Source organism: Acidimicrobiales bacterium (assembly GCA_035294085.1).
Classification (GTDB): domain Bacteria; phylum Actinomycetota; class Acidimicrobiia; order Acidimicrobiales; family Bog-793; genus DATGLP01.
On the sequence record DATGLP010000008.1, the window covers coordinates 137,400 to 158,104 of the forward strand.

The 20,705-nt window shown below is 77.2% G+C and carries 18 protein-coding genes; 16 read left to right on the forward strand and 2 right to left on the reverse strand.

Annotated features, from left to right (window positions below; translation table 11 throughout):
• The first annotated feature begins 4 nt into the window (after positions 1 to 4).
• The 7 genes from VKV23_03220 to VKV23_03250 are packed head-to-tail and all read left to right on the forward strand — an operon-like array spanning position 5 to position 6,924.
• Positions 5 to 1,084, forward strand: a complete 1,080-nt coding sequence (locus VKV23_03220; GenBank protein ID HLI15047.1) for an NDP-sugar synthase — start codon at positions 5 to 7, stop codon at positions 1,082 to 1,084.
• Between the two features lie 10 nt (positions 1,085 to 1,094).
• Positions 1,095 to 2,063: an NAD-dependent epimerase/dehydratase family protein gene (locus VKV23_03225; GenBank protein ID HLI15048.1), complete on the forward strand. Its 969-nt coding sequence runs from the start codon at positions 1,095 to 1,097 to the stop codon at positions 2,061 to 2,063.
• Between the two features lie 5 nt (positions 2,064 to 2,068).
• Positions 2,069 to 3,001, forward strand: coding sequence for a 2-phospho-L-lactate transferase (gene cofD / locus VKV23_03230; GenBank protein ID HLI15049.1), 933 nt, complete (start codon positions 2,069 to 2,071; stop codon positions 2,999 to 3,001).
• The gene (cofE, locus tag VKV23_03235; GenBank protein HLI15050.1) at positions 2,998 to 3,708 is read left to right on the forward strand and encodes a coenzyme F420-0:L-glutamate ligase; all 711 of its coding nucleotides are present in this window, start codon (positions 2,998 to 3,000) and stop codon (positions 3,706 to 3,708) included. The genes cofD and cofE overlap by 4 nt, the downstream gene beginning before the upstream one ends.
• Positions 3,705 to 4,847 carry a glycosyltransferase family 1 protein gene (locus VKV23_03240; protein ID HLI15051.1) on the forward strand — a complete coding sequence of 381 codons (1,143 nt, stop codon included), beginning with the start codon at positions 3,705 to 3,707 and terminating at the stop codon, positions 4,845 to 4,847. Before cofE ends, VKV23_03240 begins: the two co-directional genes overlap by 4 nt.
• Complete coding sequence (locus VKV23_03245) at positions 4,837 to 6,012, forward strand: glycosyltransferase family 1 protein (GenBank protein HLI15052.1); 1,176 nt, start codon at positions 4,837 to 4,839, stop codon at positions 6,010 to 6,012. The genes VKV23_03240 and VKV23_03245 overlap by 11 nt, the downstream gene beginning before the upstream one ends.
• A 9-nt stretch (positions 6,013 to 6,021) precedes the next feature.
• Positions 6,022 to 6,924, forward strand: a complete 903-nt coding sequence (locus VKV23_03250) for a GDP-mannose 4,6-dehydratase (GenBank protein HLI15053.1) — start codon at positions 6,022 to 6,024, stop codon at positions 6,922 to 6,924.
• A 4-nt stretch (positions 6,925 to 6,928) separates the two neighbouring features.
• Here VKV23_03250 and VKV23_03255 read toward each other — a convergent pair whose 3' ends face one another.
• The gene (locus VKV23_03255; protein ID HLI15054.1) at positions 6,929 to 7,126 is read right to left on the reverse strand and encodes a hypothetical protein; all 198 of its coding nucleotides are present in this window, start codon (positions 7,124 to 7,126) and stop codon (positions 6,929 to 6,931) included.
• 107 nt (positions 7,127 to 7,233) lie between these two features.
• Between VKV23_03255 and VKV23_03260 the strand changes: the two genes are divergently transcribed.
• Both VKV23_03260 and VKV23_03265 read left to right on the forward strand, forming a co-directional pair.
• On the forward strand, positions 7,234 to 10,170 hold the full coding sequence (locus VKV23_03260; GenBank protein ID HLI15055.1) for a glycosyltransferase family 2 protein: 2,937 nt from the start codon (positions 7,234 to 7,236) through the stop codon (positions 10,168 to 10,170).
• A complete protein-coding gene (locus VKV23_03265) occupies positions 10,167 to 11,657 on the forward strand; it encodes a DUF5719 family protein (protein ID HLI15056.1) in 1,491 nt (496 codons plus the stop codon). The genes VKV23_03260 and VKV23_03265 overlap by 4 nt, the downstream gene beginning before the upstream one ends.
• A gap of 10 nt (positions 11,658 to 11,667) precedes the next feature.
• Here the strand turns inward: VKV23_03265 and ftsH are convergent, their stop codons facing one another.
• Entirely contained in the window at positions 11,668 to 13,704 is a 2,037-nt protein-coding gene (ftsH, locus tag VKV23_03270) for an ATP-dependent zinc metalloprotease FtsH (GenBank protein ID HLI15057.1), read from the reverse strand.
• Positions 13,705 to 13,765: 61 nt separating this feature from the next.
• On the opposite strand from ftsH, the gene VKV23_03275 reads away from it, so the two are divergent.
• The 7 genes from VKV23_03275 to hflX all read left to right on the forward strand — a co-directional run bounded on the left by VKV23_03275 (position 13,766) and on the right by hflX (position 20,661).
• Positions 13,766 to 14,563 (forward strand): CPBP family intramembrane glutamic endopeptidase, encoded by a 798-nt coding sequence (locus VKV23_03275; GenBank protein HLI15058.1) that lies wholly within the window; start codon positions 13,766 to 13,768, stop codon positions 14,561 to 14,563.
• A gap of 25 nt (positions 14,564 to 14,588) precedes the next feature.
• Positions 14,589 to 15,998 (forward strand): phosphomannomutase/phosphoglucomutase, encoded by a 1,410-nt coding sequence (gene manB, locus VKV23_03280; GenBank protein HLI15059.1) that lies wholly within the window; start codon positions 14,589 to 14,591, stop codon positions 15,996 to 15,998.
• Entirely contained in the window at positions 15,999 to 16,256 is a 258-nt protein-coding gene (locus VKV23_03285; protein ID HLI15060.1) for a Trm112 family protein, read from the forward strand.
• Between the two features lie 190 nt (positions 16,257 to 16,446).
• On the forward strand, positions 16,447 to 17,265 hold the full coding sequence (locus VKV23_03290; protein ID HLI15061.1) for an SIS domain-containing protein: 819 nt from the start codon (positions 16,447 to 16,449) through the stop codon (positions 17,263 to 17,265).
• 165 nt (positions 17,266 to 17,430) lie between these two features.
• A complete protein-coding gene (miaA, locus tag VKV23_03295; protein HLI15062.1) occupies positions 17,431 to 18,483 on the forward strand; it encodes a tRNA (adenosine(37)-N6)-dimethylallyltransferase MiaA in 1,053 nt (350 codons plus the stop codon).
• Positions 18,484 to 18,526: 43 nt separating this feature from the next.
• Positions 18,527 to 19,363, forward strand: a complete 837-nt coding sequence (gene dapF / locus VKV23_03300) for a diaminopimelate epimerase (protein HLI15063.1) — start codon at positions 18,527 to 18,529, stop codon at positions 19,361 to 19,363.
• Positions 19,360 to 20,661, forward strand: coding sequence for a GTPase HflX (hflX, locus tag VKV23_03305; protein HLI15064.1), 1,302 nt, complete (start codon positions 19,360 to 19,362; stop codon positions 20,659 to 20,661). Before dapF ends, hflX begins: the two co-directional genes overlap by 4 nt.
• Positions 20,662 to 20,705 lie beyond the last annotated feature (44 nt).

A 20,705-nucleotide genomic window follows, 5' to 3' on the forward strand; every position in this document is an offset into this window, starting at 1 on the left:
TAGGGTGATCGCGCTCGTCCTCGTCGGCGGGGAGGGGACGCGGCTGCGACCGCTCACCTACGACGTCCCCAAGCCGATGCTGCCGATCCTCGAGCGACCGATGATCGCCCGCGTCGTCGAGTGGCTGGCGCTCAACGGCGTCGAGCGCGTCGTCTTCTCCCTCGGCTACCGGCCCGACGCCTTCTTCGACGCCTTCCCCGGGGACACCTGGGCGGGCGTCGCCCTCTCCTACGCGGTCGAGCCGGAGCCCCTCGACACCGGTGGCGCGATCCGCTTCGCAGCCACGGAGGCGGGCGTGGAGGGGGAGCGGCTCATCGTCGTGAACGGCGACATCCTCACCGACCTCGACGTCGGTGAGCTCGTCGCCTTCCACCGTGCCCACGGGGCGGAGGCCACGATCGCGCTGACCCCGGTCGAGGACCCGTCGTCCTACGGGGTCGTCCCGACGACGAGCGAGGGCAGGGTCCTCGCCTTCATCGAGAAGCCGCCGCGCGCGAAGGCGCCGACGAACCTCGTCAACGCCGGCACCTACGTCCTCGAGCCGGAGGTCCTCAAGCGGATCGACGCCGGGCGGCGGGTCTCGGTGGAGCGCGAGGTCTTCCCGCTCCTCGTCGCCGAGGGCGTGCTCTACGCCGCCGCCTCCGACGCCTACTGGCTCGACACCGGCACGCCCGAGCGCTACCTGCAGGCGCACCTCGACATCCTGCGCGGGGCCCGGCCGGCGGTGGTCCTCCCCGAGTCGCGGCTGGCGGCGCCCGGCGTGCGCCTCGCCGCGGGCGCGCGCCACGACGGCGAGAGCGCGGGCGACGTCTTCCTCGCCGCGGGCGCGCGCGTCCTGCGGGGGGCGCTCGTCGCCGACTCGGTCATCGGCTCGGGCGCGCTCGTGGGTGCCGGGGCGCGCGTCGAGCGCTCGCTGCTCCTGCCCGGCGCGTGCGTCGGCGGCGGGGCGGTCGTCGAGGACTCGATCGTCGGCGCCCGGGCCCGCCTCGGCGAGGGCGCGGTCGTGCGCGCCCAGAGCGTGCTCGGCGCCGGGGTGGTCGTCGAGGCCGGTGCCGTCCTCGACAGCGCGCGGCTGCCTGTGTGAGACTCGCCGCGTGCGGGCGCTCGTGACGGGGGGGGCCGGCTTCATCGGCTCCGCCCTCGTGGACCGCCTGCTCGCCGAGGGGCACGCGGTCGACGTCGTCGACGACCTCTCGACGGGCTCGCTCGCCAACCTCGCCGAGGCGCGTGCCGCGCGCTCCGGCCTTCGCTTCCACCAGCTCGACGTGCGCGCGCCCGAGCTCGTCGAGCTGATGGCTCGCCGGCGCCCCGAGGTCGTGTTCCACCTCGCCGCGCAGGCGAGCGTCCAGCGCTCGGTGAAGGTGCCGCTCCTCGACGCCGAGGTGAACGTCCTCGGCAGCCTGCGGGTTCTCGAGGGCGCCCGCAGCGCGGGGGCCCGCAAGGTCGTGTTCGCCGCGAGCGGCGGGACGCTCTACGCCGAGGCCGAGCCCGGCGAGCTGCCGGTGGGCGAGCGCCACCCGCAGGCGCCGCGCTCGCCCTACGGGATCGCGAAGCGGGCGGTCATCGACTACCTCCACGCCTACCGGGAGCTGTACGGGCTCGAGTTCACCGCGCTCGCGCTCGCCAACGTCTACGGCCCGCGCCAGGATCCCGACGGCGAGGCCGGGGTGGTCGCCATCTTCGCCGCGAGCTTGCTGCGCCAGGTGCCGTGCGTCATCCACGGGGACGGCGAGCAGACCCGGGACTTCGTCTTCGTCGACGACGTGGTGGACGCGTTCGTACGCGCCGCGACGCGCGGCGGCGGCCTCGTCCTCAACGTCTCGACGGGCGTGGAGACCTCGATCAACGCCCTCTACCGCCTCGTCGCCGCTGCGGTCGGCTCGCAGCGCGCGCCGCGCCACGGCCCGGCGCGCGAGGGGGAGGTGCGGCGCAGCGCGCTCGACCCGGCGCGCGCCGCGCTCCACCTCGGCTGGCGTCCGTTCACGCCGCTCGCCGAGGGGGTCGCGAGCGTCGTGCAGGCCCTGGCGCGCGCCGAGGGCGCAGCCCAGCGCGCGGCGCGTTGATCGCCGTGCTCGCGGGCGGCGTGGGCGCCGCCCGCTTCCTCGCCGGCCTCGTCGAGGTCGTGGCGCCCTCGAGCGTCGTGGCGGTCGTGAACACGGGCGACGACACGCGCCTGCACGGACTGCACATCAGCCCTGACCTCGACACCGTCACCTACACGCTGGCGGGCGAGCACAACGCAGAGCTCGGGTGGGGGCTCGCGGGGGAGACCTGGACGGTGATGGCGGCGCTCGAGCGCCTCGGCGCCCCGACGTGGTTCCGTCTCGGGGACCGGGACCTCGCCACCCACCTCTACCGGACCGGTCGCCTCGCCGAGGGGGCGCCGCTGTCGACGGTGACGGCCGAGATCGCGCGCGCCTTCGGCGTCGAGGTGCGCCTCCTGCCGATGAGCGACGACCCGGTGCGCACCCGCCTCGAGCTCGCGGACGGGCCCGAGGTGGAGTTCCAGGAGTACTTCGTGCGGCTGCGCCACGCGGTCGCCGTGCGCTCGGTGCGCTTCGCCGGGGCGGAGGAGGCCCGTCCCGCGCCGGGGGTCCTCGAGGCGCTCGAGGAGGCGGACGCCGTCGTCATCGCCCCCTCCAACCCCGTCGTCTCGATCGGCCCGATCCTCGCGCTCGAGCCCGTCTCGGCCGTGCTCGCGCGCCGGCGCGCCTGCGTCGTCGCCATCTCGCCGATCGTGGCCGGCGCGGCGCTGAAGGGCCCGGCGGCGCGCCTGCTCGCCGAGCTCACCGGCGACTCCTCCGCCGAGGCGGTGGCACGCCGGTACTCGGCGGTGGCCGGCGCCTTCGTCCTCGACGAGCGGGACGCCGCGCTCGCCGGGCGCGTCGGCGCCCTCGGACTGCGCCCGGTCGTGGCCGAGACGGTCATGGGGGCACCGGGCGTCGCCGCCGGCCTGGCGAGGGCCGCGCTCGACGCCGTCGGGGTCGCGACGTCGCGATGAGCCTCGGCGCCGGCGCGCTGACGCTGCTCCCGGTGACCGGCATCGGCGAGGTGCGCCGGGGCGACCGCCTCGGCGCCCTCGTCGCCCGGGCGGTCGCCCTGCACGACGGCGACGTCGTCGTCGTCACCCAGAAGGCGGTCTCGAAGGCCGAGGGCCGCGTCGTGCCGATCGACGAGTCGGACCCCGACGCTCGCCTCGCCCTCGTCGCCGCAGAGTCGGTGCGCCTGCTGCGCCGGCGCGGCGACCTCGTCATCGCCGAGACCCGCCACGGCTTCGTCTGCGCCAACGCGGGCGTCGACCTGTCCAACGTGGAGGCGGGCCACGCGGTCCTGCTCCCGCTCGACCCGGACCGCTCCGCGCGGCGCATCCGGGCCGAGATCCGCCGGGCGAGCGGCGCCGAGGTGGCCGTGATCGTCTCGGACACCTTCGGCCGGCCCTGGCGTCGGGGCCTCACCGACGTCGCCATCGGCTGCGCCGGCATCGCCGCGGTCGTCGACCTGCGGGGGACGCCCGACGCCTACGGGCGGGAGCTGCGGGCGACCGAGGTGTGCGTCGCCGACGAGCTCGCCGGGGCGGCGGAGCTCGTGATGGGCAAGGCCGCCGGGGTGCCCGCCGCCGTCGTGCGCGGCGTCGACCCGAGCCTGCTGCGGCCGGGCTCGGTGCGCGCCGAGGTCGTGCGGAGCGCGAGCGAGGACCTGTTCCGTTGAGCACCCGCCGCGTCCCGGCGCGCTCGGGCCGGCCGGGTCGCACGCCGGAGGTCCTCCTCGTCGTGGAGCAGCTGCGTCGCCGGGTCCCGGGTGGGATCGGCACCTACGTCGCGGGCCTGCTGGCCGGCCTGGCGGCACTCGCCCCCGAGGCGCCGAGCGTCGCGCTCCTCGCCAGTCGGCCCGCGAGCGAGCCCGACCCGCTCGAGCGCTTCGGCTTCCCCGTCGTCGCCTCGTCGCTGCCCGGCCGCCTGCTCACGAGGGCCTGGGCGCGCGGCCTCGGGCGCGAGCGGGTGGGCGCCGGCGTCGTGCACGCGACGTCGCTCGCCGTTCCCCCGACCGACCGCCCGCTCGTCGTCACGGTGCACGACCTCGCCTGGCGCGCCCTGCCGGCCGCCTTCCCGCGCCGGGGGAGGCGCTGGCACGAGGCGGCGCTGCGGCGCGCCGCGCGCCGCGCGGCGCGCCTCGTCGTGCCCTCCGAGGCGGTGCGCGACGCCCTCCTTGACGCGGGGCTCGGGCTCGAGCCCGCCGACGTCGCCGTCGTCGAGGAGGGTGCCGACCACCTCCCCCCGCCCGACCGCCCGGCGGCGGCGGCGCTGCTCGGTCGCCTCGGCGTGCGCGGGCCCTACCTCCTCAGCGCGGGGACCCTCGAGCCGCGCAAGAACCTCGCCCGTCTCGTGCGCGCGTACGGCGCCGTGCGGGATCTGCTCCCCGAGCCGTGGCCGCTCGTCGTGGCCGGACCCGCGGGCTGGGGCAGGGGCGTCCCGCCGGCGCCCGGCGTGGTCCTCGCCGGCCGGGTCGACGACGCGGTCCTCGCCGCCCTGTACGAGGGGGCTCGGCTGTTCTGCTACGTCCCGCTGCTCGAGGGCTTCGGGCTGCCCGTCGTCGAGGCGATGCGGGCGGGGACGCCGGTCGTGGCGAGCCCCGTGCCCGCGGCGGGCGGCGCGGCGCACCTCGTGGATCCGCTCGACGTGGAGGCGATCGCGGAGGGCCTGCGCGCGGTCGCGCTCGACGAGGCGCTGCGGCGCCGCCTCGTCGAGGCGGGCCGGTCGCGCGTGGCCGGGCTCACCTGGCGCTCGGCGGCGGCGGCCCACGTCGCGCAGTGGGAGGCGGTCCGGGCGAGGGGCACGCGTGGCCGCTGAGCCGCTGCGCGTCGGCGTCGACGTCACCGCCGTGCCCGCCCGGCCCGCCGGCGCCGGCGTGTACACCCTCGAGCTCGTGCGCGCCCTCGCCCGGCGCGAGGACACGGCGCTGCGGCTGCTCGCGCGCCGGGGCGACGGGCCGCGCTGGGCGGCGTGCGCGCCCGCCGCCGAGGTGGCGGCGACGGCGCCTGCGGCTCGCCCGGCGCGCCTCGTGTGGGGCGAGCTCTGCCTCGCGGCAGCGGCGACGCGTGGGCGCTCGCCGGCCTCGGTCCTCCACTGCCCCCACTACACCATGCCCGCCCGGCCCACCGTGCCGGTCGCCGTCACGGTCCACGACCTCACGCTCGTCGAGCGCCCGGCCTGGCACGAGCGCTCGAAGGTCCTCGTCTTCCGGCGCGCCCTCAAGGTCGCGGCGGCGCGCGCCGAGGCGATCATCGTGCCGAGCCGCCACACCGCCGAGCGGCTCGTGGCCGCCTACGACGTGGCGGGCGCGGTCCGGGTCATCCCCCACGGCGTGGACCACGCCCGCTTCACGCCGACCGAGCCCGCACCGGGGGCGGACCGGGCAGCGCTCGCCGCGCTCGGCCTCAGCCGGCCCTACGTCGTCCACCTCGGGACGATCGAGCCGCGCAAGGACCTCGCCACCCTGGTCGCCGCGTTCGACTGCCTCGCCGGGCGTCGCGGCGACCTCGAGCTCGTCCTCGCCGGCGCGCCGGGGTGGGGCAGGCGCGTGCTCGCCGCCGCGCTGCGCTCGGCGCGCCATCGCGACCGCGTGCGCCAGCTCGGCTACGTGCCGCCGGCAGCGGTCCCGGCCCTCCTGCGCCAGGCGGCCGCCGTCGCCTACCCGTCGCTCGAGGAGGGCTTCGGGCTGCCGGCGCTCGAGGCGCTGGCCTGCGGCGCGCCCCTCGTGACGACCGAGGGCACGGCGATGGCGGAGCTGGCGGGCGAGGCGGCCGTCCTCGTGCCGAAGGCGGACCCCGGGGCGCTCGCCGACGCCCTCGAGCTCGCCACGGCGCGCGACGCGGCGGCCGAACGCCGCCGGCGAGCGGGGCTGCGCAAGGCTGCCGAGCACACCTGGGAGGCCTGCGCGGCAGCGCACGTCGAGGTCTTCGCCGAGCTCGCCCGCGGCACGCGCCGCAGGCCCGCGGGGAGCGCCGGCGGCTAGCCTTGACGGGTGCGCGCCTTCCTCACCGGCGGGACCGGCTTCGTCGGCACCTGGCTGGCGCGTCACCTCGAGGCGATGGGCGACACCGTCGCGATCCTCCCGCCGGGCCTCGACGTCGCCGAGGCGGGGGCGCTCGACGGCCCGCTGCGCGAGGCCGCCCCCGACGTCGTCTTCCACCTCGCGGCGCTCACCCACGTCGGGCGCTCCTGGGAGGCGCCGGCGAGGACCTTCCGGGTCAACGCCCTCGGGACCCTCGAGGTGCTCGAGGCTGCCCGCCGCCTGGCGTCCCGGCCGCGGGTCGTCCTCGTGAGCTCCGCCGAGGTCTACGGCCGCGGCAGCGGCGCCCCGCTTCGCGAGACCGCGCCGCTGCAGCCGGTGACGCCGTACGCGGCGAGCAAGGTCGCGGCGGAGTTCCTGGGGCTGCAGGCGTTCCTCGGCGGCGGCCTCGACGTCGTCGTCGCGCGGCCCTTCAACCACGTCGGCCCGGGCCAGTCGCCCGACTTCGTCGTCTCGGCGCTCGCCCGGCGGGTCGCGCTGGCCGAGCTGAGCGGCGAGCCGGAGATCCGCGTCGGCAACCTGGCGGCGGCGCGCGACTTCACCGACGTGCGAGACGTCGTCCGTGCCTACCGCCTCCTCGCCGAGCTCGCCGATCCCGGCGAGGTCTACAACGTGTGCTCGGGGGAGGCGGTCGCGATCTCGACGGTCCTCGACGAGCTCATCGCCCTCTCGGCGGCGAAGGTGATCCCCGTCGTCGACCCGGCGCTCGTCCGCCCCGTGGACGTGCCCGTGCTGCGCGGCGACCCGGGGCGGATCGCCGCCCGCTGCGGTTGGCGCCCGGAGATCGACCGCTCGACGACGCTCGCCGAGGTGCTCGAGGACTGGCGCCAGCGGCTCGCGCCGGCGCGGGCCTGAGCGCTCAGGGGGACGCGGGGGGCCGACGGGGCGGCCGGCCCACCTGGCGCAGGGAGCGCTCCAGGCAGCGCAGGGCTGCGCGTCCCCGCTCGCGGCCCCCGAGCGCCTGCCGGCGGGCCCACCCGAGGCCGAGGACGGCGGCGCCGAGCGCGAGGTAGGCCGCCTCCTTCGCGCTGCGGCCGAGCTCCCGTCGCACGTCCACCACGGCGCGAGCCTACCCGGGGGGCGCGTGCACACGTCCGGCGCGCCAGGGCCGGCGGCCGGGACCCGGGCGCGCGCGCCGCCTCGCGAGCTAGGGTGTCGCTCCTGATGGCGGAGGATCAGGCGCCACCCGTCGTCGCCGTCGTCGTCTCGAACGACCCGGGCCCCTGGTTCGAGGAGTGCCTCGAGTCGCTCGCCGCCCAGGACTACGCCGCGCTCACCGTCCTCGTCGTCGACGCCGGGAGCCGCGAGCCGCTGGCACCGAGGGTCGCCGCCGTGGCGCCGGACTTCTACCTCACGCGCACCGACTCGAACGCCGGCTTCGGCCCGAGCGCGAACGTCGTCCTCGACCTCGTCGAGGGGGGCAGCCACTTCCTCTTCTGCCACGACGACGTCGTCCTCGCACCGGACGCGCTGCGCCGCATGGTCGAGGAGTCGTTCCGCTCCAACGCCGGCATCGTGACGCCGAAGCTCGTCGACTACGACGACGCCGACCGCATCCTCCAGCTGGGCCTCGGCGTCGACCGCTTCGGGGCCCCGGTGCGGCGGGTCGGCCGGCGCGAGTTCGACCAGGCCCAGCACGACGAGGTGCGGGAGGTCTTCGCGGCCCCCGGTGGCTGCACGCTCGCCAGGACGGACCTGTTCGCGGCGATCGGCGGGTACGACCGCGAGATCTCGATGTTCGGCGAGGACGTCGATCTGTGCTGGCGGGCGCGCCTCGCGGGCGCCCGGGTCGTCGTCGCTCCCTCGGCGCAGGTGCGCCATCGGGAGGCGACCGCGGCGCGCCAGCGGCCGCTCCCCGAGGCGCGCGCGCTGCAGTGGCGCCACGAGCTGCGGGCCGTGCTGAAGAACTACGGCCGCTGGCGGCTGTGGCTCGTCGGTGCCCAGCTCGTCGTGCTGAGCCTGGCCGAGATGGCGTACTTCCTCGCCATCGGCAAGCGTTGGCGTGCCCGGCAGGTGCTCGACGCCTGGCGCTGGAACCTCGCCGCGCCGCGCCGGCTGCGCCAGGCCCGAGCCGACGTCGGCCGCACGCGCCGACTGCCCGACCGCCTCGTCTGCGGGCTCTTCACGCGCCGGACCTCGCGTCTGTGGCGCTTCGTCGAGCCCCTCCTCGAAGAACGCGCCCTGCGCTGGGGCCACGCCAGCCGGTCGCGCCAGCCGGCACAAGGCGAAGACGCCCGTCCGGGCGCATCCCGCGTGCGCCGGGTGCACCGGCCGCGCCAGGTGCGCATCGGCGCGGCCCTCGTCGTCCTCGTCGTCCTCTTCGGCGCCCGCTCGCTCATCTTCGGGCACCTGCCCCTCGTCGGCGGGCTCCTCCCGCTCCCGTCGCCGGCGCACCTGCTCGCGCGCTTCTTCGGCGGCTGGCGGGACGCGGGCATGCAGCGCCCGGGCCCGGCGCCGCCCGCGTTCGCCCTCCTCGGCCTCGCCGGCTTCGCGCTCCTCGGTGCAATGGGCCAGGTGCTCAAGGTCGGCATCGCGCTGTGCCTCGTCGCCGGCGCGCTCGGCGCGGCGCGCCTCGTGCGCCCCGTCGCGGGCCCGGCCGGCCGCCTCGCGGCGGCGGCCGCCTACCTCTTCCTCCCCCTCGCCTGGAACGACCTCGCGCGCGGCGACGTCCTCGGGCTCGTCGCCTACGCCGGCGCGCCCTACGTGCTCGCTCGGATCTGGCGGGCCCACGACAGCGCCGGGGGCGGCGCCCTCGAGCTCGCGCGCGAGGTGCTCGCCCTCGGTGCCCTGCTCGCGCTCTGTGGCGCCTTCGTCCCCCTGCTCGCGCTGCTCGCGCCCGTCTGCGCCGTCGCCGTCGCGCTCGGCTCGCTCCTCGCGGGTCGGCCCGCGGGCGGCGCTCGCTGCCTCGCCGTCAGCGTCGGCGGCCTCGCCGTCGCGTTCGCCCTCCTGTTCCCCTGGTCGCTCACCTTCGTCCAGCCCGGGGCGCGGCTCAGCGCGCTCGCGGGGCCCCTCGCCGCGGCGGACCACCTCCCGAGCCTCGCAGCCCTCGCGCGCTTCGACGTCGGCCCCTTCGGCGCCGGGCCGCTGGGGGACGCCCTCGTCCTCTCGGCCCTGCTCCCGGTGCTGGTCGCGCGCGGCGAGCGCTTCGTCTGGGCGGCTCGCGGGTGGGCGGTGGCGCTCGGCGTCCTCGCGCTCTCGTGGGCACTGGCCGAGGGGTGGCTCGGCGCGGGCGGCGGGGAGACGCGCGTCGTGCTGGCGCCGGCGGCCGCGGCGATCGCCGCGCTCGTCGGTGACGGCGTCGCCGCGGTCCGCGCCGACGTCGTCGGGCGCAGCTTCGGCTGGCGCCACGTGGCCGCCGCCGGGTGGTGCTGCCTCGTCGCCGCCGGCGCCCTGCCGGTCCTCGGTGCCACGCTCGGGGGGCGCTTCGGGCTCCCGACCACCGGCTACGACGCCGTGCTCTCCTGGATCGACTCGGGTCCGCCGGCGCGGGTGCTGTGGCTGGGCGACGGGCGTGCCCTCCCGCTCGGCGCCTGGCAGGTCGCCCCGGGACTCGCCCTCGGCGTCTCGGAGGGCGGCCTGCCCGATGCCACGAGGCTGTGGCCGAGCGCGAACCCTGGCGAGGCCGCCGCCCTCGGTCGCGCCGTGGTGGCGGCGAGCTCGGGCATGACGGTCGACCTCGGGGCGGACCTCGCGTCGGCGGGCGTGCGCTACGTCGTCGTCCCGAGCGCGCTCGCGCCGGTGCTCGCCGGGGTGCAGCAGGCGAGCGCGGCGAACCCGCCCGAGGCGCTCGTCGGCGGGCTCGCCGCCCAGGCGGACCTGCACCAGCTCCCGAGCGAGGGCGGCGCCCAGGTGTTCGAGAACGCCGCCTGGCGGCCGGGGAGCGGGGTGCCGGGCAGCCTCGCCGGTCCGGGGGGCACGCCCGCGCCGCTGCGCGGGCTCGCGGTCGCGCTCGAGCTGGCGCTGTGGGTCGCCGCCGCCGTCGGCCTCGCCCGGCTGCCGAGCGGCGCGCGCGCCAGGCGGCGGGGGAGCCACGCCCGCCGTCCGGCGCCGGAGGCGGCGGCGGCGGGCGACCTCGGCGTCCTCGCCGAGGTGGGCGGGTGAGCGCAGCGCGCGGCCCCGGTCCGCTCCGCCGGGCCGTGGTCGGCGGCCTCGTCGTCGCCTGCCTCGCCCTCGTCGCCGTGGCGAGCGCGGCGCGCGTCGGCCGTCGGACGACGGGGACCTTGGCCCCTGGCCCCTCGGACGCCTCGGCCGCGTCCGTGGCGAGCCCGGCGACCTCCGCCGCCTGGTACTGCGCGGGGCCGCTGCCGGTCGGGGCTCGGCCGGAAGCCTCCTCGATCGCGATCGCCAACGTCGGGGACCGCGCGCTGCGCGGCGAGGTGCGCCTGTCCGAGAGCACCGGCCGGTCGCTCACCGTGCCCGTCGCCGTCGGCCCGTCGGACGAGGCGGTGGTCGGGCTGCCCCGCAGCGGGCGCCGGGCCTTCGCCGCCGCCACCGTGCTCGTGGACGGCGCGAGCGTCGGCGTCGAGGAGCTGATCCACGGCCCGGCCGGGCCCGTCGCCTCGCCCTGCGTCAGCGAGGCCGGCACCGAGCAGCTCCTCGCCGCGGGCAGCACGGCGGGGGCAGACGACGTGGCGCTCGCCCTCTACGTCCCGGGCGCGACGCCCGGGGTGGCGAGCGTCACCGTCCACGTCGGCAGCCAGGCGCTGGCGCCGCCTGCCTTCCAGGGCATCCCGGTGGCGGCCGGCGGCCTCGTCGTGCTCAACGTCGGCCACTACGTGTCGGGGCGCCAGCTGCTCGCCCTCGCGGTCACCTCGACGGGCGGGCGCGTCGTCGCCGGGGCGCTCGAGGTGCACCTCGTGGGGCGCGCGCTCGTGTCGGCCCTCGTACCCGGCGCGCTCGCGCCGAGGACGACGTGGTACTTCCCCGGGGCACCGGCTGCCGGCGCGGCGCGCCAGGCGCTCGACGTCTACAACCCCGGGCCCCGCCCGGCCCGCGTCCTCGTCGCCTCGAAGTGCGCGGCCGGCAGCCCGGCGACGACCGTCACGGTCGGGCCGGGCGCCGTCGTCGAGGTTCCCGCCGCCCCGGGCCCGCTGCGCTGGACGCTCGTCACCTCGACGAACGGCGTCGGGATCGTGGCGCAGCGCGCGGCGACCGTGTCCCGGGCGCTCGTCCCGCCGCCGCGACACGCCGGCCCGTCGCTGACGGCGCTGCCGCCGCTGCGACCGGGCTTCGGGCTCACGACCGGCACGGCGGCGGCCCACGAGCGGTGGCTCGTCCCCGGCGGCGAGTCGGACCGGCACGCGAGCGTCCTGCTCAGCGTGTCGAACCCCAGTCGGCGCGCCCTCACCTTCACCGTGGAGCGCCTCGCGGGGCCGTCCGTGGGAGGCATGCCGGCCCCGGCGGCGCTCGTGGTGCCGGCGCAGGGCACCACCGTCGTCGACCTCGCGCAGCTCGTCGGCGCGCGCGCCCCGGTGCTCCCGCTCGTCGTCACCGCCAGCGGGCCGGTCGTCGTGGGCTCGCTGCTCTACTCCCGCGGCAGCGGCCAGGCCCTCGGCTTCTCGGCGCCCCTCGCCATCCCCGTGGAGTGAGCGCCCCTCCTCACCCGAGCGGGCCGCGCGGCCCCCGCGGCTCCACCGACTCGGCGGGCAGGTGCGCCGTGGTGGGCGCCTCGCTCGCGCCGTCGCCCGCGGCGGCGGGCACCGGCGGGCGCGGCGCCCCGCCGAGCATCCCGCCCGCGACGTGCAGCTCCTCGCCGTCCTCGTGGACCGGCCGGCCGAAGGCCTCGTCGATCAGGCGGGCCACCTCGGCGCCGTCGATGGTCTCCTTGTCGAGCAGCGCCCGGGCCACGGCCTCGAGGCCGGCGCGGTGCTCCTGGAGGATCCGCCGGGCGCGCTCCTCCTGCTCGCGCAGGATCCTCGCCACCTCCTCGTCGACGACCCGGCTCGTGTCCTCCGAGTAGTCCCTCGAGTGCATGAGGTCCTCCCCGAGGAAGACCATCCCCTGGGGGCCCCACGCCATCGGGCCGACGCGATCGGACATGCCCCACTCGCGGACCATCTTGCGGGCGAGCTCGGTGTTGCGCTGGAGGTCGTCGCTCGCCCCGGTCGAGAGGTCCCCGTAGACGATCAGCTCGGCGACCCGGCCGCCCATGCGGACCGCGAGGGAGTCCTCGATGTACTCGCGCGGGTAGATGTGCTTCTCCTCGAGGGGCAGCTGCTGGGTGACGCCGAGCGCGAGACCGGTCGGGATGATGCTCACCTTGAGGAGCGGGTCGGCGAACGGCAGGACGTAGGCGAGCACGGCGTGCCCCGACTCGTGGTAGGCGACGCGCTCCTTCTCGGCGTCGGAGAGCACGAGCGAGTCGCGCTGCTGGCCCATGAGGACGCGGTCGCGCGCCGCGTCGAAGTCGCGCATCTCGATCACCTGGCTGTTGCGCCGCACGGCGTGCAGCGCGGCCTCGTTCACGAGGTTGGCGAGGTCCGCCCCGCTCATCCCGGGGGTGCCGCGCGCGACGACGTCGAGGTCGACGTCGGGCCCGATCCGCTTGTCGCGGCAGTGCACCTCGAGGATCGGCCGGCGCTCGTCGAGGTCGGGGAGGGGCACGACGATCTGGCGGTCGAAGCGGCCCGGCCGCAGCAGCGCGGGATCGAGGATGTCCGGTCGGTTCGTCGCCGCCATCATGACGACGCCCTCGGCGGTGTCGAAGCCGTCCATCTCCGAGAGCATCTGGTTGAGCGTCTGCTCGCGCTCGTCGTGGCCGCCGCCGAGGCCGGCGCCGCGCTTGCGGCCGATCGAGTCGATCTCGTCCACGAAGATGATCGCCGGGGCCTGCTTGCGGGCGGTCTGGAACAGGTCGCGCACCCGGCTCGCGCCGACGCCGACGAACATCTCCATGAAGTCCGAGCCGCTCACGGAGAGGAACGGCACGCCCGCCTCGCCGGCCACGGCTCGCGCGAGGAGCGTCTTGCCGGTCCCGGGCGGGCCGACGAGGAGCACGCCCTTCGGGATGCGCGCGCCGATCTCCCGGAAGCGCCCGGGAGACTTGAGGAAGTCGACGACCTCGCTGATCTCCTGCTTCACCCCGCTGTAGCCGGCGACGTCGGCGAAGGTCGTGCGCGGCCGCTCGGTCGAGTACACCTTGGCCCGCGACCGCCCGATCGACATGATGCCCGACATCTGACCCTGGGCCCGGCGGTTGATCCACGCGATGAAGGCGATGAACAAGACGACCGGGAGCAGGTAGATGAGCAGGTTCGGCAGGAAGCTCGAGCCGGGCGAGGAGAACTTGAGCGACACGCCGTCACGGCGCAGCGTCTGCTGGTCGCTCGCCGGCAGCGGGAGCGGCCCGGTCGTCGTGTAGGCGCGCCCGTCGCTCAGCGTCCCGGTGATGACGCCGCTCGAGTTGTTGTAGTTCGCCGTCGCCACCTGGTGGCTCGCGGCCTTGTCGAGGAAGCTCGTGTACGTGAGCTGCGAGGAGGACGAGTGCGACACGAACGACGAGCCGAACACGACGAGGACGAGCACGACGACGAGGGCGGCGAGCACCCACCGCCAGGTCGACTCGCTACCTTGGGGGAGGCCAGGACCCTGCCGACCGGGGCCGGGCGGTCGCATGTCCTGTGGCTGACGGCTCATCTCCCTATCGTAGGCGCCGCGGCCCGCGCGCAGGTCGGCGTTCCGCTCGCGCGGCTGCGGCGTGACCGAGATTGACCGGGCCGTCCGCGCCGGGGAGGCTCGGGGCGTGCACGAGCGGGACGCCCCTCGTCGGCGCGACGCCTCCGCGCTCGGCGACCGCCTGCTCGGCGCCGCCGTCCTCGGCTTCGTCGCGGGCTTCGTCGCGTCGGCCGTGGCGGTGGGCATCTTCGCCGCGGCGAGCCACCACCCGCGCCACCCGAGCCACTACGGGGTCGACGTCGCGAGCCTGCTCGGGCTGTGGGCGGGCCTGCTCGGCGCCGTCGCGGTGGCGACCCGCCGGCGCGCCGGCGTCGCCCGGCAGGTGAGGCTCGGCTTCGCGCTGCGGCTGCTCCCGGACCTCCCGCTCGGGATCGCGGCCGGGCTCGGGGCGCAGTTCGTGCTCGTGCCCGTCCTCGAGCTCGTCCTCGCGCCCTTCGTCCCCGACCTCTCGCACCGCCTCGGCGAGCCCGCGCACGCCCTCACGGCGGGCGTGCGCGGGCCGGGGCTCGTCGTCCTCGGCCTGCTCGTCTGCCTCGGCAGCCCGATCGTCGAGGAGCTGTTCTTCCGGGGGCTCCTCCTGCGCGGGCTGCTCGCCAGCCTGTCCGGGCGCCTGGGGCGCGCCGCGCCGGCGGTCGCGATCGGCGCGAGCGCGCTCGTCTTCGGCCTCGCGCACTTCGAGGCGCTCCAGCTGCTCGGCCTGGTCGGCTTCGGCGTCGTCCTCGGGGTGCTCGCGTGGCGGACGGGCCGCCTCGGCCCGGGGATCGTCGCGCACGTCGCCTTCAACGCGGCGACCTTCGTCGTCGTGGCCACGGGACACTAGGCCGGCGCCGGGTAGGCTCGCCGTCGTGACGCCGAGCACGCCGCTCGCCCGGATCTTCAAGGCCTACGACGTGCGCGGGGTCGTCCCCGACGAGCTGGACGAGCGCGCCGCCTTCGCGATCGGCGCCGGCTTCGCGCGCTTCGCGGCCCGGTCCGAGGGCGCGCGCCGGCTGCTCGTGGGCCGGGACATGCGGGTCTCGGGCCCCGCGCTCGCCGCCGCGTTCATCGAGGGCGCGCGCGGCGCCGGCAGCGACGTCGTCGACCTCGGCCTCGCCTCGACCGACCTCGTCTACTTCGCGTCCGGGCACCTGGACGCGCCGGCGGCGATGCTCACGGCCTCCCACAACCCGTCGGCCTACAACGGGATGAAGTTCTGCCTCGCCGGCGCCCGGCCGGTGGGCGAGGAGAGCGGCCTCGCCGAGATCCGGCGCCTCGCCGAGGAGGTGCTCGCCGAGCCGGGAACGGCCCGCGTCGGCGCCGCCGGCTCGCTCGTGGCGTGCGACCTGCTCGACGAGTTCGCCGCGCACGTCCGCAGCTTCGTCGACGCCTCGAGGCTCGCGCCGCTGTCCATCGTCGCCGACACCGCGAACGGCATGGGTGGCCTCGTCGCGCCCCGTGTCTTCTCCGGCCTGCCCTTCCGCCTCGAGGTCCTCTACGGCGAGCTCGACGGCACCTTCCCGCACCACCCGGCCGACCCGATCCAGCCCGAGAACCTGCGCGACCTCACGGCCCGCCTCGAGGAGGTGGGGGCGGACGTCGGACTCGCCTTCGACGGGGACGCCGATCGCGTCTTCCTCGTCGACGACCTCGGCCGGGCGCTCTCGGGATCGACGACGACGGCGATCGTGGCCGAGGCCATGCTCGAGAAGCACCCGGGCGCCACGATCCTCTACAACTGCATCTGCTCGAAGGCCGTCCCCGAGGTCATCGCCGAGCACGGCGGGATCGGCGTGCGCACCCGAGTCGGACACTCGTTCATCAAGGCCGTGATGGCCGAGACGGGCGCCGTCTTCGGCGGGGAGCACTCGGGGCACTACTACTTCCGGGACAACTACCGAGCCGACTCGGGCATCATCGCCGCGCTCGTCGTCCTCGAGGTGCTCTCGCGCGCCGGCGTGCCGCTGTCGGAGCTGCGCCGGCCCTTCGAGCGCTACGCCGCTTCCGGCGAGATCAACCGACGCGTCCCGGACCCGGGACGCGTGATCGAGGCCCTCGCCGCGCGCTTCGGCGCGCTCGGCGCCTCGATCGACCGCCTGGACGGCCTCACCGCCGACTTCGGCGGCTGGTGGTTCAACCTCCGGGCGTCGAACACCGAGCCGCTGCTCCGCCTGAACGTCGAGGCAGCCGACGAGGCGGCCGTCGCCGCGCACGTGGAGGAGGTGCTCGGCGCGATCGACGAGCTCGGCGTGCCGGCGCACGGGAGGGAGGGAGGCTGAGTGGGGCTCGACCCGTTGCTGCTCGAGATCCTCGTCGATCCCGAGGACAAGGCGCCGCTGTGGTACTTCGAGGACGAGGCGTCGCTGTACAACCCGCGCCTCAGGCGCCGCTACCCGATCCGCGACGGGATCCCGGTCCTCCTCGTCGGCGAGGCGGAGACCGTCGACGACGCCGAGCACGCGCGGCTCAGCGCGAAGTCCGAGGCCGCGCGGACGACCGGCGGCCCCGAGGCCTCGGAGGACGCCGCTGCACCCTGACGCGCCCGACAGCCAGAACCTGCTCGCCGCCACCCTCGAGCTGCCCGAGCAGCTCGGCCGGGCGGCGACGGCCGCCGCCGGGCTGGCGGACGGGCTGCCGGCGCGGCCCTCCGCGCTCGTCGTCGTCGCCGCCGGTCCCGACGCCATCGGCGGCGCCTGCCTCGCCGGCGCGGCCGGCGACGAGCTCGGCGTGCCGCTCGTCGTCGTGCCGCCGGTGCGCCTGCCCGGCTTCGTCGGCGAGTCGACGCTCGTGTGCGTCGAGTCGAGCGACCCGAGCGACCCGGCCTGCGCCGACGCCCTCGCCGAGGCGAAGGCGCGCGGCGCCTCCGCCATCCTCGTCGCCGGCGAGGGACGCCTCGCCGAGGTGGCGCTCGAGCTCGGCGTCGAGCGCCTCGGCGTGCCGCGCTCGGCACGGGACGCGCGGGCCGCGCTCGGCCACCTCGTCGCCCCCCTCTTCGTGCTCGCCCACGAGCTCGGCGTCCTGCCCGGCGGTCGTGAGGCGATCGAGGCGGCTATGGCCGCGACGCGCCGCCGGCGCGCCGCCCTGCTCGGCGGGGACAGCCCGGCGCTGCGCCTCGCGCGCGCCGTCGACGGCTCGTTCCCGCTCGTGCTCGGCGCCGCCGGCCCGGGCGCCGTGGCGGCGCGTCGCCTCGCGACGGCGGTGCGCCTCGGCCCGAAGGTCCTCGCGCTCGCGGCCTGCTCGCCGGACCTCGAGCGCGACTGGGTGAGCGCCTTCGGCCAGGCCGGCGACGTCACGCGCCAGCTCCTCGTCGCCGTGGAGCTCCTCACCTCCTTCGATCCGCCGCGCGACGTGCGCCTCGCCGAGCTGCTCGACGAGGTGGTCGCGGCGCGCGAGCGCGTCGAGGCGCAGGGCGACGGCCGCCTCGCGCAGCTCCTCGACCTCGTCCTCGTCGGCGACGTCGCGGCGCTCGAGCTCGCGGCGGCGGCCGGGGTCGACCCGGGGCCGGCCCCCGCGGTGGGCGAGGTGGCGCCACCGCGCCCGGCCTAGGCTGGCAGCGGCGGTGCCCGAGCGGGACTGTGGTTGCAAGTCGATGCCAGCCGCAGGCGAAACGACCCACGTAAGGCGACCCGTGGTCGCCGAGCATGGTGCGGCTTAGAGGTAAGCCCCGCCCGGCGTGGCGCCGGACGGCGCCCGGCGGAGAAGGGGTGAAGCGTGCCTAGCGAGGCGGCGCCGAGCCGGCACGCGCCGGCTGCCGCCGCCCGGCGCGCGAGCCCCTCGGCGGGCGAGTGTGGGGTCAAAGACCAGGTCAGCCGCTCGGGCATCGCCCCCGTCGCGGGGGCGATCCTCGGCCCGACCGCGACGGGCAAGACGGCCCTCGCCGTCGCGCTCGCCCGGCTCCTCGATCTCGACCTCGTGTCGGTCGACGCGATGGCCGTCTACCGGGGGCTCGACGTCGGGACGGCGAAGCCCTCGCCCGCCGAGCGCGCCGGCGTCACCTGGCACCTCCTCGACCTCGTCGACGCGAGCGAGCCCTACTCGGTCGCGCAGTTCCAGGCCGAGGCGCGCCGCGTCCTCGACGGCCTCGCCGCGCGCCGCCGGCGCGCGCTGCTCGTCGGCGGGACGGGCCTGTACCTCCGGGCCGTTCTCGACGGCCTCGAGCTGCCCGGGCGCTACCCGGCCGTGGCGGCCGCCCTCGAGGCAGAGGCGGCGGCCGTCGGCGTCGCGCCCCTCTACGAGCGCCTGCGCGTGCTCGACCCGACCGCGGCGAGTCGGATCGAGCCAGGCAATCGTCGCCGCATCGTGCGCGCCCTCGAGGTCAGCATCGGCTCGGGCCGTCCGTTCAGCTCGTACGGCCCCGGCCTCACCGCCTACCCGCCGGCGACCGTTCCGCTCGTCGGACTGCGCCTCGGGCGCGCCGCGCTCGCCCGTCGGATCGCGCAGCGCCTCGAGCGCCAGCTCGCAGCCGGTTTCGTGGCGGAGGTCGAGGCCCTCGCCCGCCGCCCCGAGGGGATCTCGCTGACGGCGCGCCAGGCGCTCGGCTACCGGGAGCTGCTCCGGCACCTCGAGGAGGGGCTGCCGCTCGATCAGGCGCGCGCGGAGATCCTCCGGCGCACGCGCCGGCTCGCCCGCCGCCAGGAGGCCTGGTTCCGCCGCGACCCGCGGGTCGTCTGGCTCGACGCCGATCGCCCCGACCTCCTCGATGCCGCGGCCGCGCTCGTCGACCCGACCGGAAGCGGCCGGTTGCGTGGGACAATGGTGTCGTGACCCGGGGCTGGTGCATCGGCTCGGAGCGCCGAGGGGCGGCGCGATGAGGACGCTCGCGCTCGAGAAGTACGAGGCGCTCGGCAACGACTTCCTCGTCGTCGTGGACCTCGCGCGCGCCTTCGCGTCCGACGGGCGCCTCGCGGCGGCGCTGTGCGACCGCCACGCGGGCGTCGGCGCGGACGGCCTCATCTGGCTGCGCCCGGGCGCGTCGCCCGGGGCGGTGCGCATGGAGCTGCGCAACGCCGACGGGAGCCGGGCCGAGACGAGCGGGAACGGCCTGCGTTGCGCCGCGCTCGCCGCGGCGCGCGCCGGCCTCGTCGACGGCGCGGCGTTCTCCATCGATACGGACGCGGGTGCGCACGCGGTGCGCCTCGAGTCGGCAGCCGGCGCCGCCGGGGTCGTCGCCGTGGACATGGGGCCGCTCGAGGTGGCCGAGGAGGCGTGCCCGCCGCTTCGCGGGCACCGGTCCTTCCGGGTCGACGCCGGCAACCCCCATCTCGTCATCCTCGGCCCCATCCCGGACGAGGGCACCGTCGCCGCGCTCGGCGCCCGTCTCGAGGCGGCGACGCCCGGCGGCGTGAACGTCGAGTTCGTCGTGCCGCACGGGCGCGGCGAGCTGGAGCTCGTCGTCTGGGAGCGGGGCGCGGGCCTCACGAGGGCCTGCGGCAGCGGGAGCTGCGCGGCCGCTGGCGCGGCCCGACTCGCGGGCGTGACCGGCGACCGCGTCGTCGTGCACAACCCCGGGGGGCCGCTCACGGTCGAGCTGTCCGGGACGGACCCGGCGCGCCCGCGGGCGCGCCTGGTCGGCCCCGCCCGGCACGTCGCCGGCGTCACGGTCGACCTCGAGGAGCTCGGCGCGAGGGAGCCGGCTGGCGCGTGAGCCTCATCGAGCGGAGCTTTCGCGAGCGCATCGTCCTCGTCGGCGTGGTGACCTGGCCGCGCACCCTCGCCGAGGTCGAGGCGAGCCTCGACGAGCTGCGCCTCCTCGTCGACACCGCGGGGGCGGACGAGGTCGCCCGGGTCGTCCAGGCACGCGAGACGCCGGACCCGGCGACCTACATCGGTCGAGGCAAGGCGGCGGAGCTCCACCGGCTCTGCGAGGAGGTCGACGCCGACACGGTCGTCTTCGACGAGGAGCTCACGCCCGCCCAGCAGCGCAACCTCGAGCACCTCCTCGGGCGCAGCGCCATCGACCGGACGGCGGTGATCATGGACATCTTCGCCCAGAACGCCCGCACGCAGGAGGGTCGGGCCCAGGTCGAGCTGGCACTCCTGCGCTACCGGCTGCCGCGCCTTCGAGGGCGGGGCGGGGGGCTGTCGCAGCAGGCCGGGGGCATCGGCACGCGCGGCCCCGGCGAGACGCAGCTCGAGGTGGACCGCCGCCGGATCGCGCGCCGGATCCAGCACCTCGAGGCGGAGCTGCGCACGCTCGAGGCGACGCGGCGAACCCAGCGCCGTGCCCGCCGCCGCGCCGCGCTGCGCTCGCTGTCCCTCGTCGGCTACACGAACGCCGGCAAGTCGACCCTCCTCAACGCGCTGACCGACGCCGGCGTGCTCGTCGAGAACCGCCTCTTCGCCACGCTCGACCCCCGGACGCGCCGCCTCGAGCTGCCCGGCGGGGAGGCGGTGCTGTGCTCCGACACCGTCGGCTTCGTGCGCAAGCTGCCCCACCAGCTCGTGCAGGCCTTCCACTCCACCCTCGAGGTCGTCACCGACGCGGACCTCCTCGTCCACGTCGTCGACGCCTCCGCCCCCGACCCCGACGCGCAGGTCGCGGCCGTGCGCGCCGTGCTCGCCGAGATCGGTGCCGCCTCGATCCCCGAGCTCCTCGTCTACAACAAGGCGGACCTCGACCCCGCCGCGGCGCGCCGCCTCGTGCGCGCGCACCCCGGCTCCGTCGCCTGCTCGGCGCGCAGCGGTGCCGGCCTGCCGGCGCTCCTCGAAGCGGTGGCTGCGGCCCTTCGCGCCGCGGACCGCACCGTCGACCTCGCCGTCCCCTACGAGCGGGGGGACGTTCTCGCCGCGCTCCATCGCGCCGGGGAGGTCCTCGAGCAGCGCGACGCGGGCGGGTCGCTGCACGTGCGCGCCCGCCTCGACGAGGCGTCGCGCCGACGCTTCGCCGCCTTCTCTGCGCCCGCGGCGTCGCTCGGCGTCGACGGCGCGCGCTCGGGCGAGTGAGCGCGGCGGCGTGGTCCGGCGCGCGGCCCCAGGGCGGCGGCCGG

Excerpts from the sequence above, each read along its gene's own strand:
- cofE (HLI15050.1), top strand. The coding sequence starts at position 2,998 with ATGAGCCTCGGCGCCGGCGCGCTGACGCTGCTCCCGGTGACCGGCATC.
- VKV23_03260 (HLI15055.1), top strand. The coding sequence starts at position 7,234 with ATGGCGGAGGATCAGGCGCCACCCGTCGTCGCCGTCGTCGTCTCGAAC.
- ftsH (HLI15057.1), bottom strand. The coding sequence starts at position 13,704 with ATGAGCCGTCAGCCACAGGACATGCGACCGCCCGGCCCCGGTCGGCAG.
- dapF (HLI15063.1), top strand. The coding sequence starts at position 18,527 with ATGAGGACGCTCGCGCTCGAGAAGTACGAGGCGCTCGGCAACGACTTC.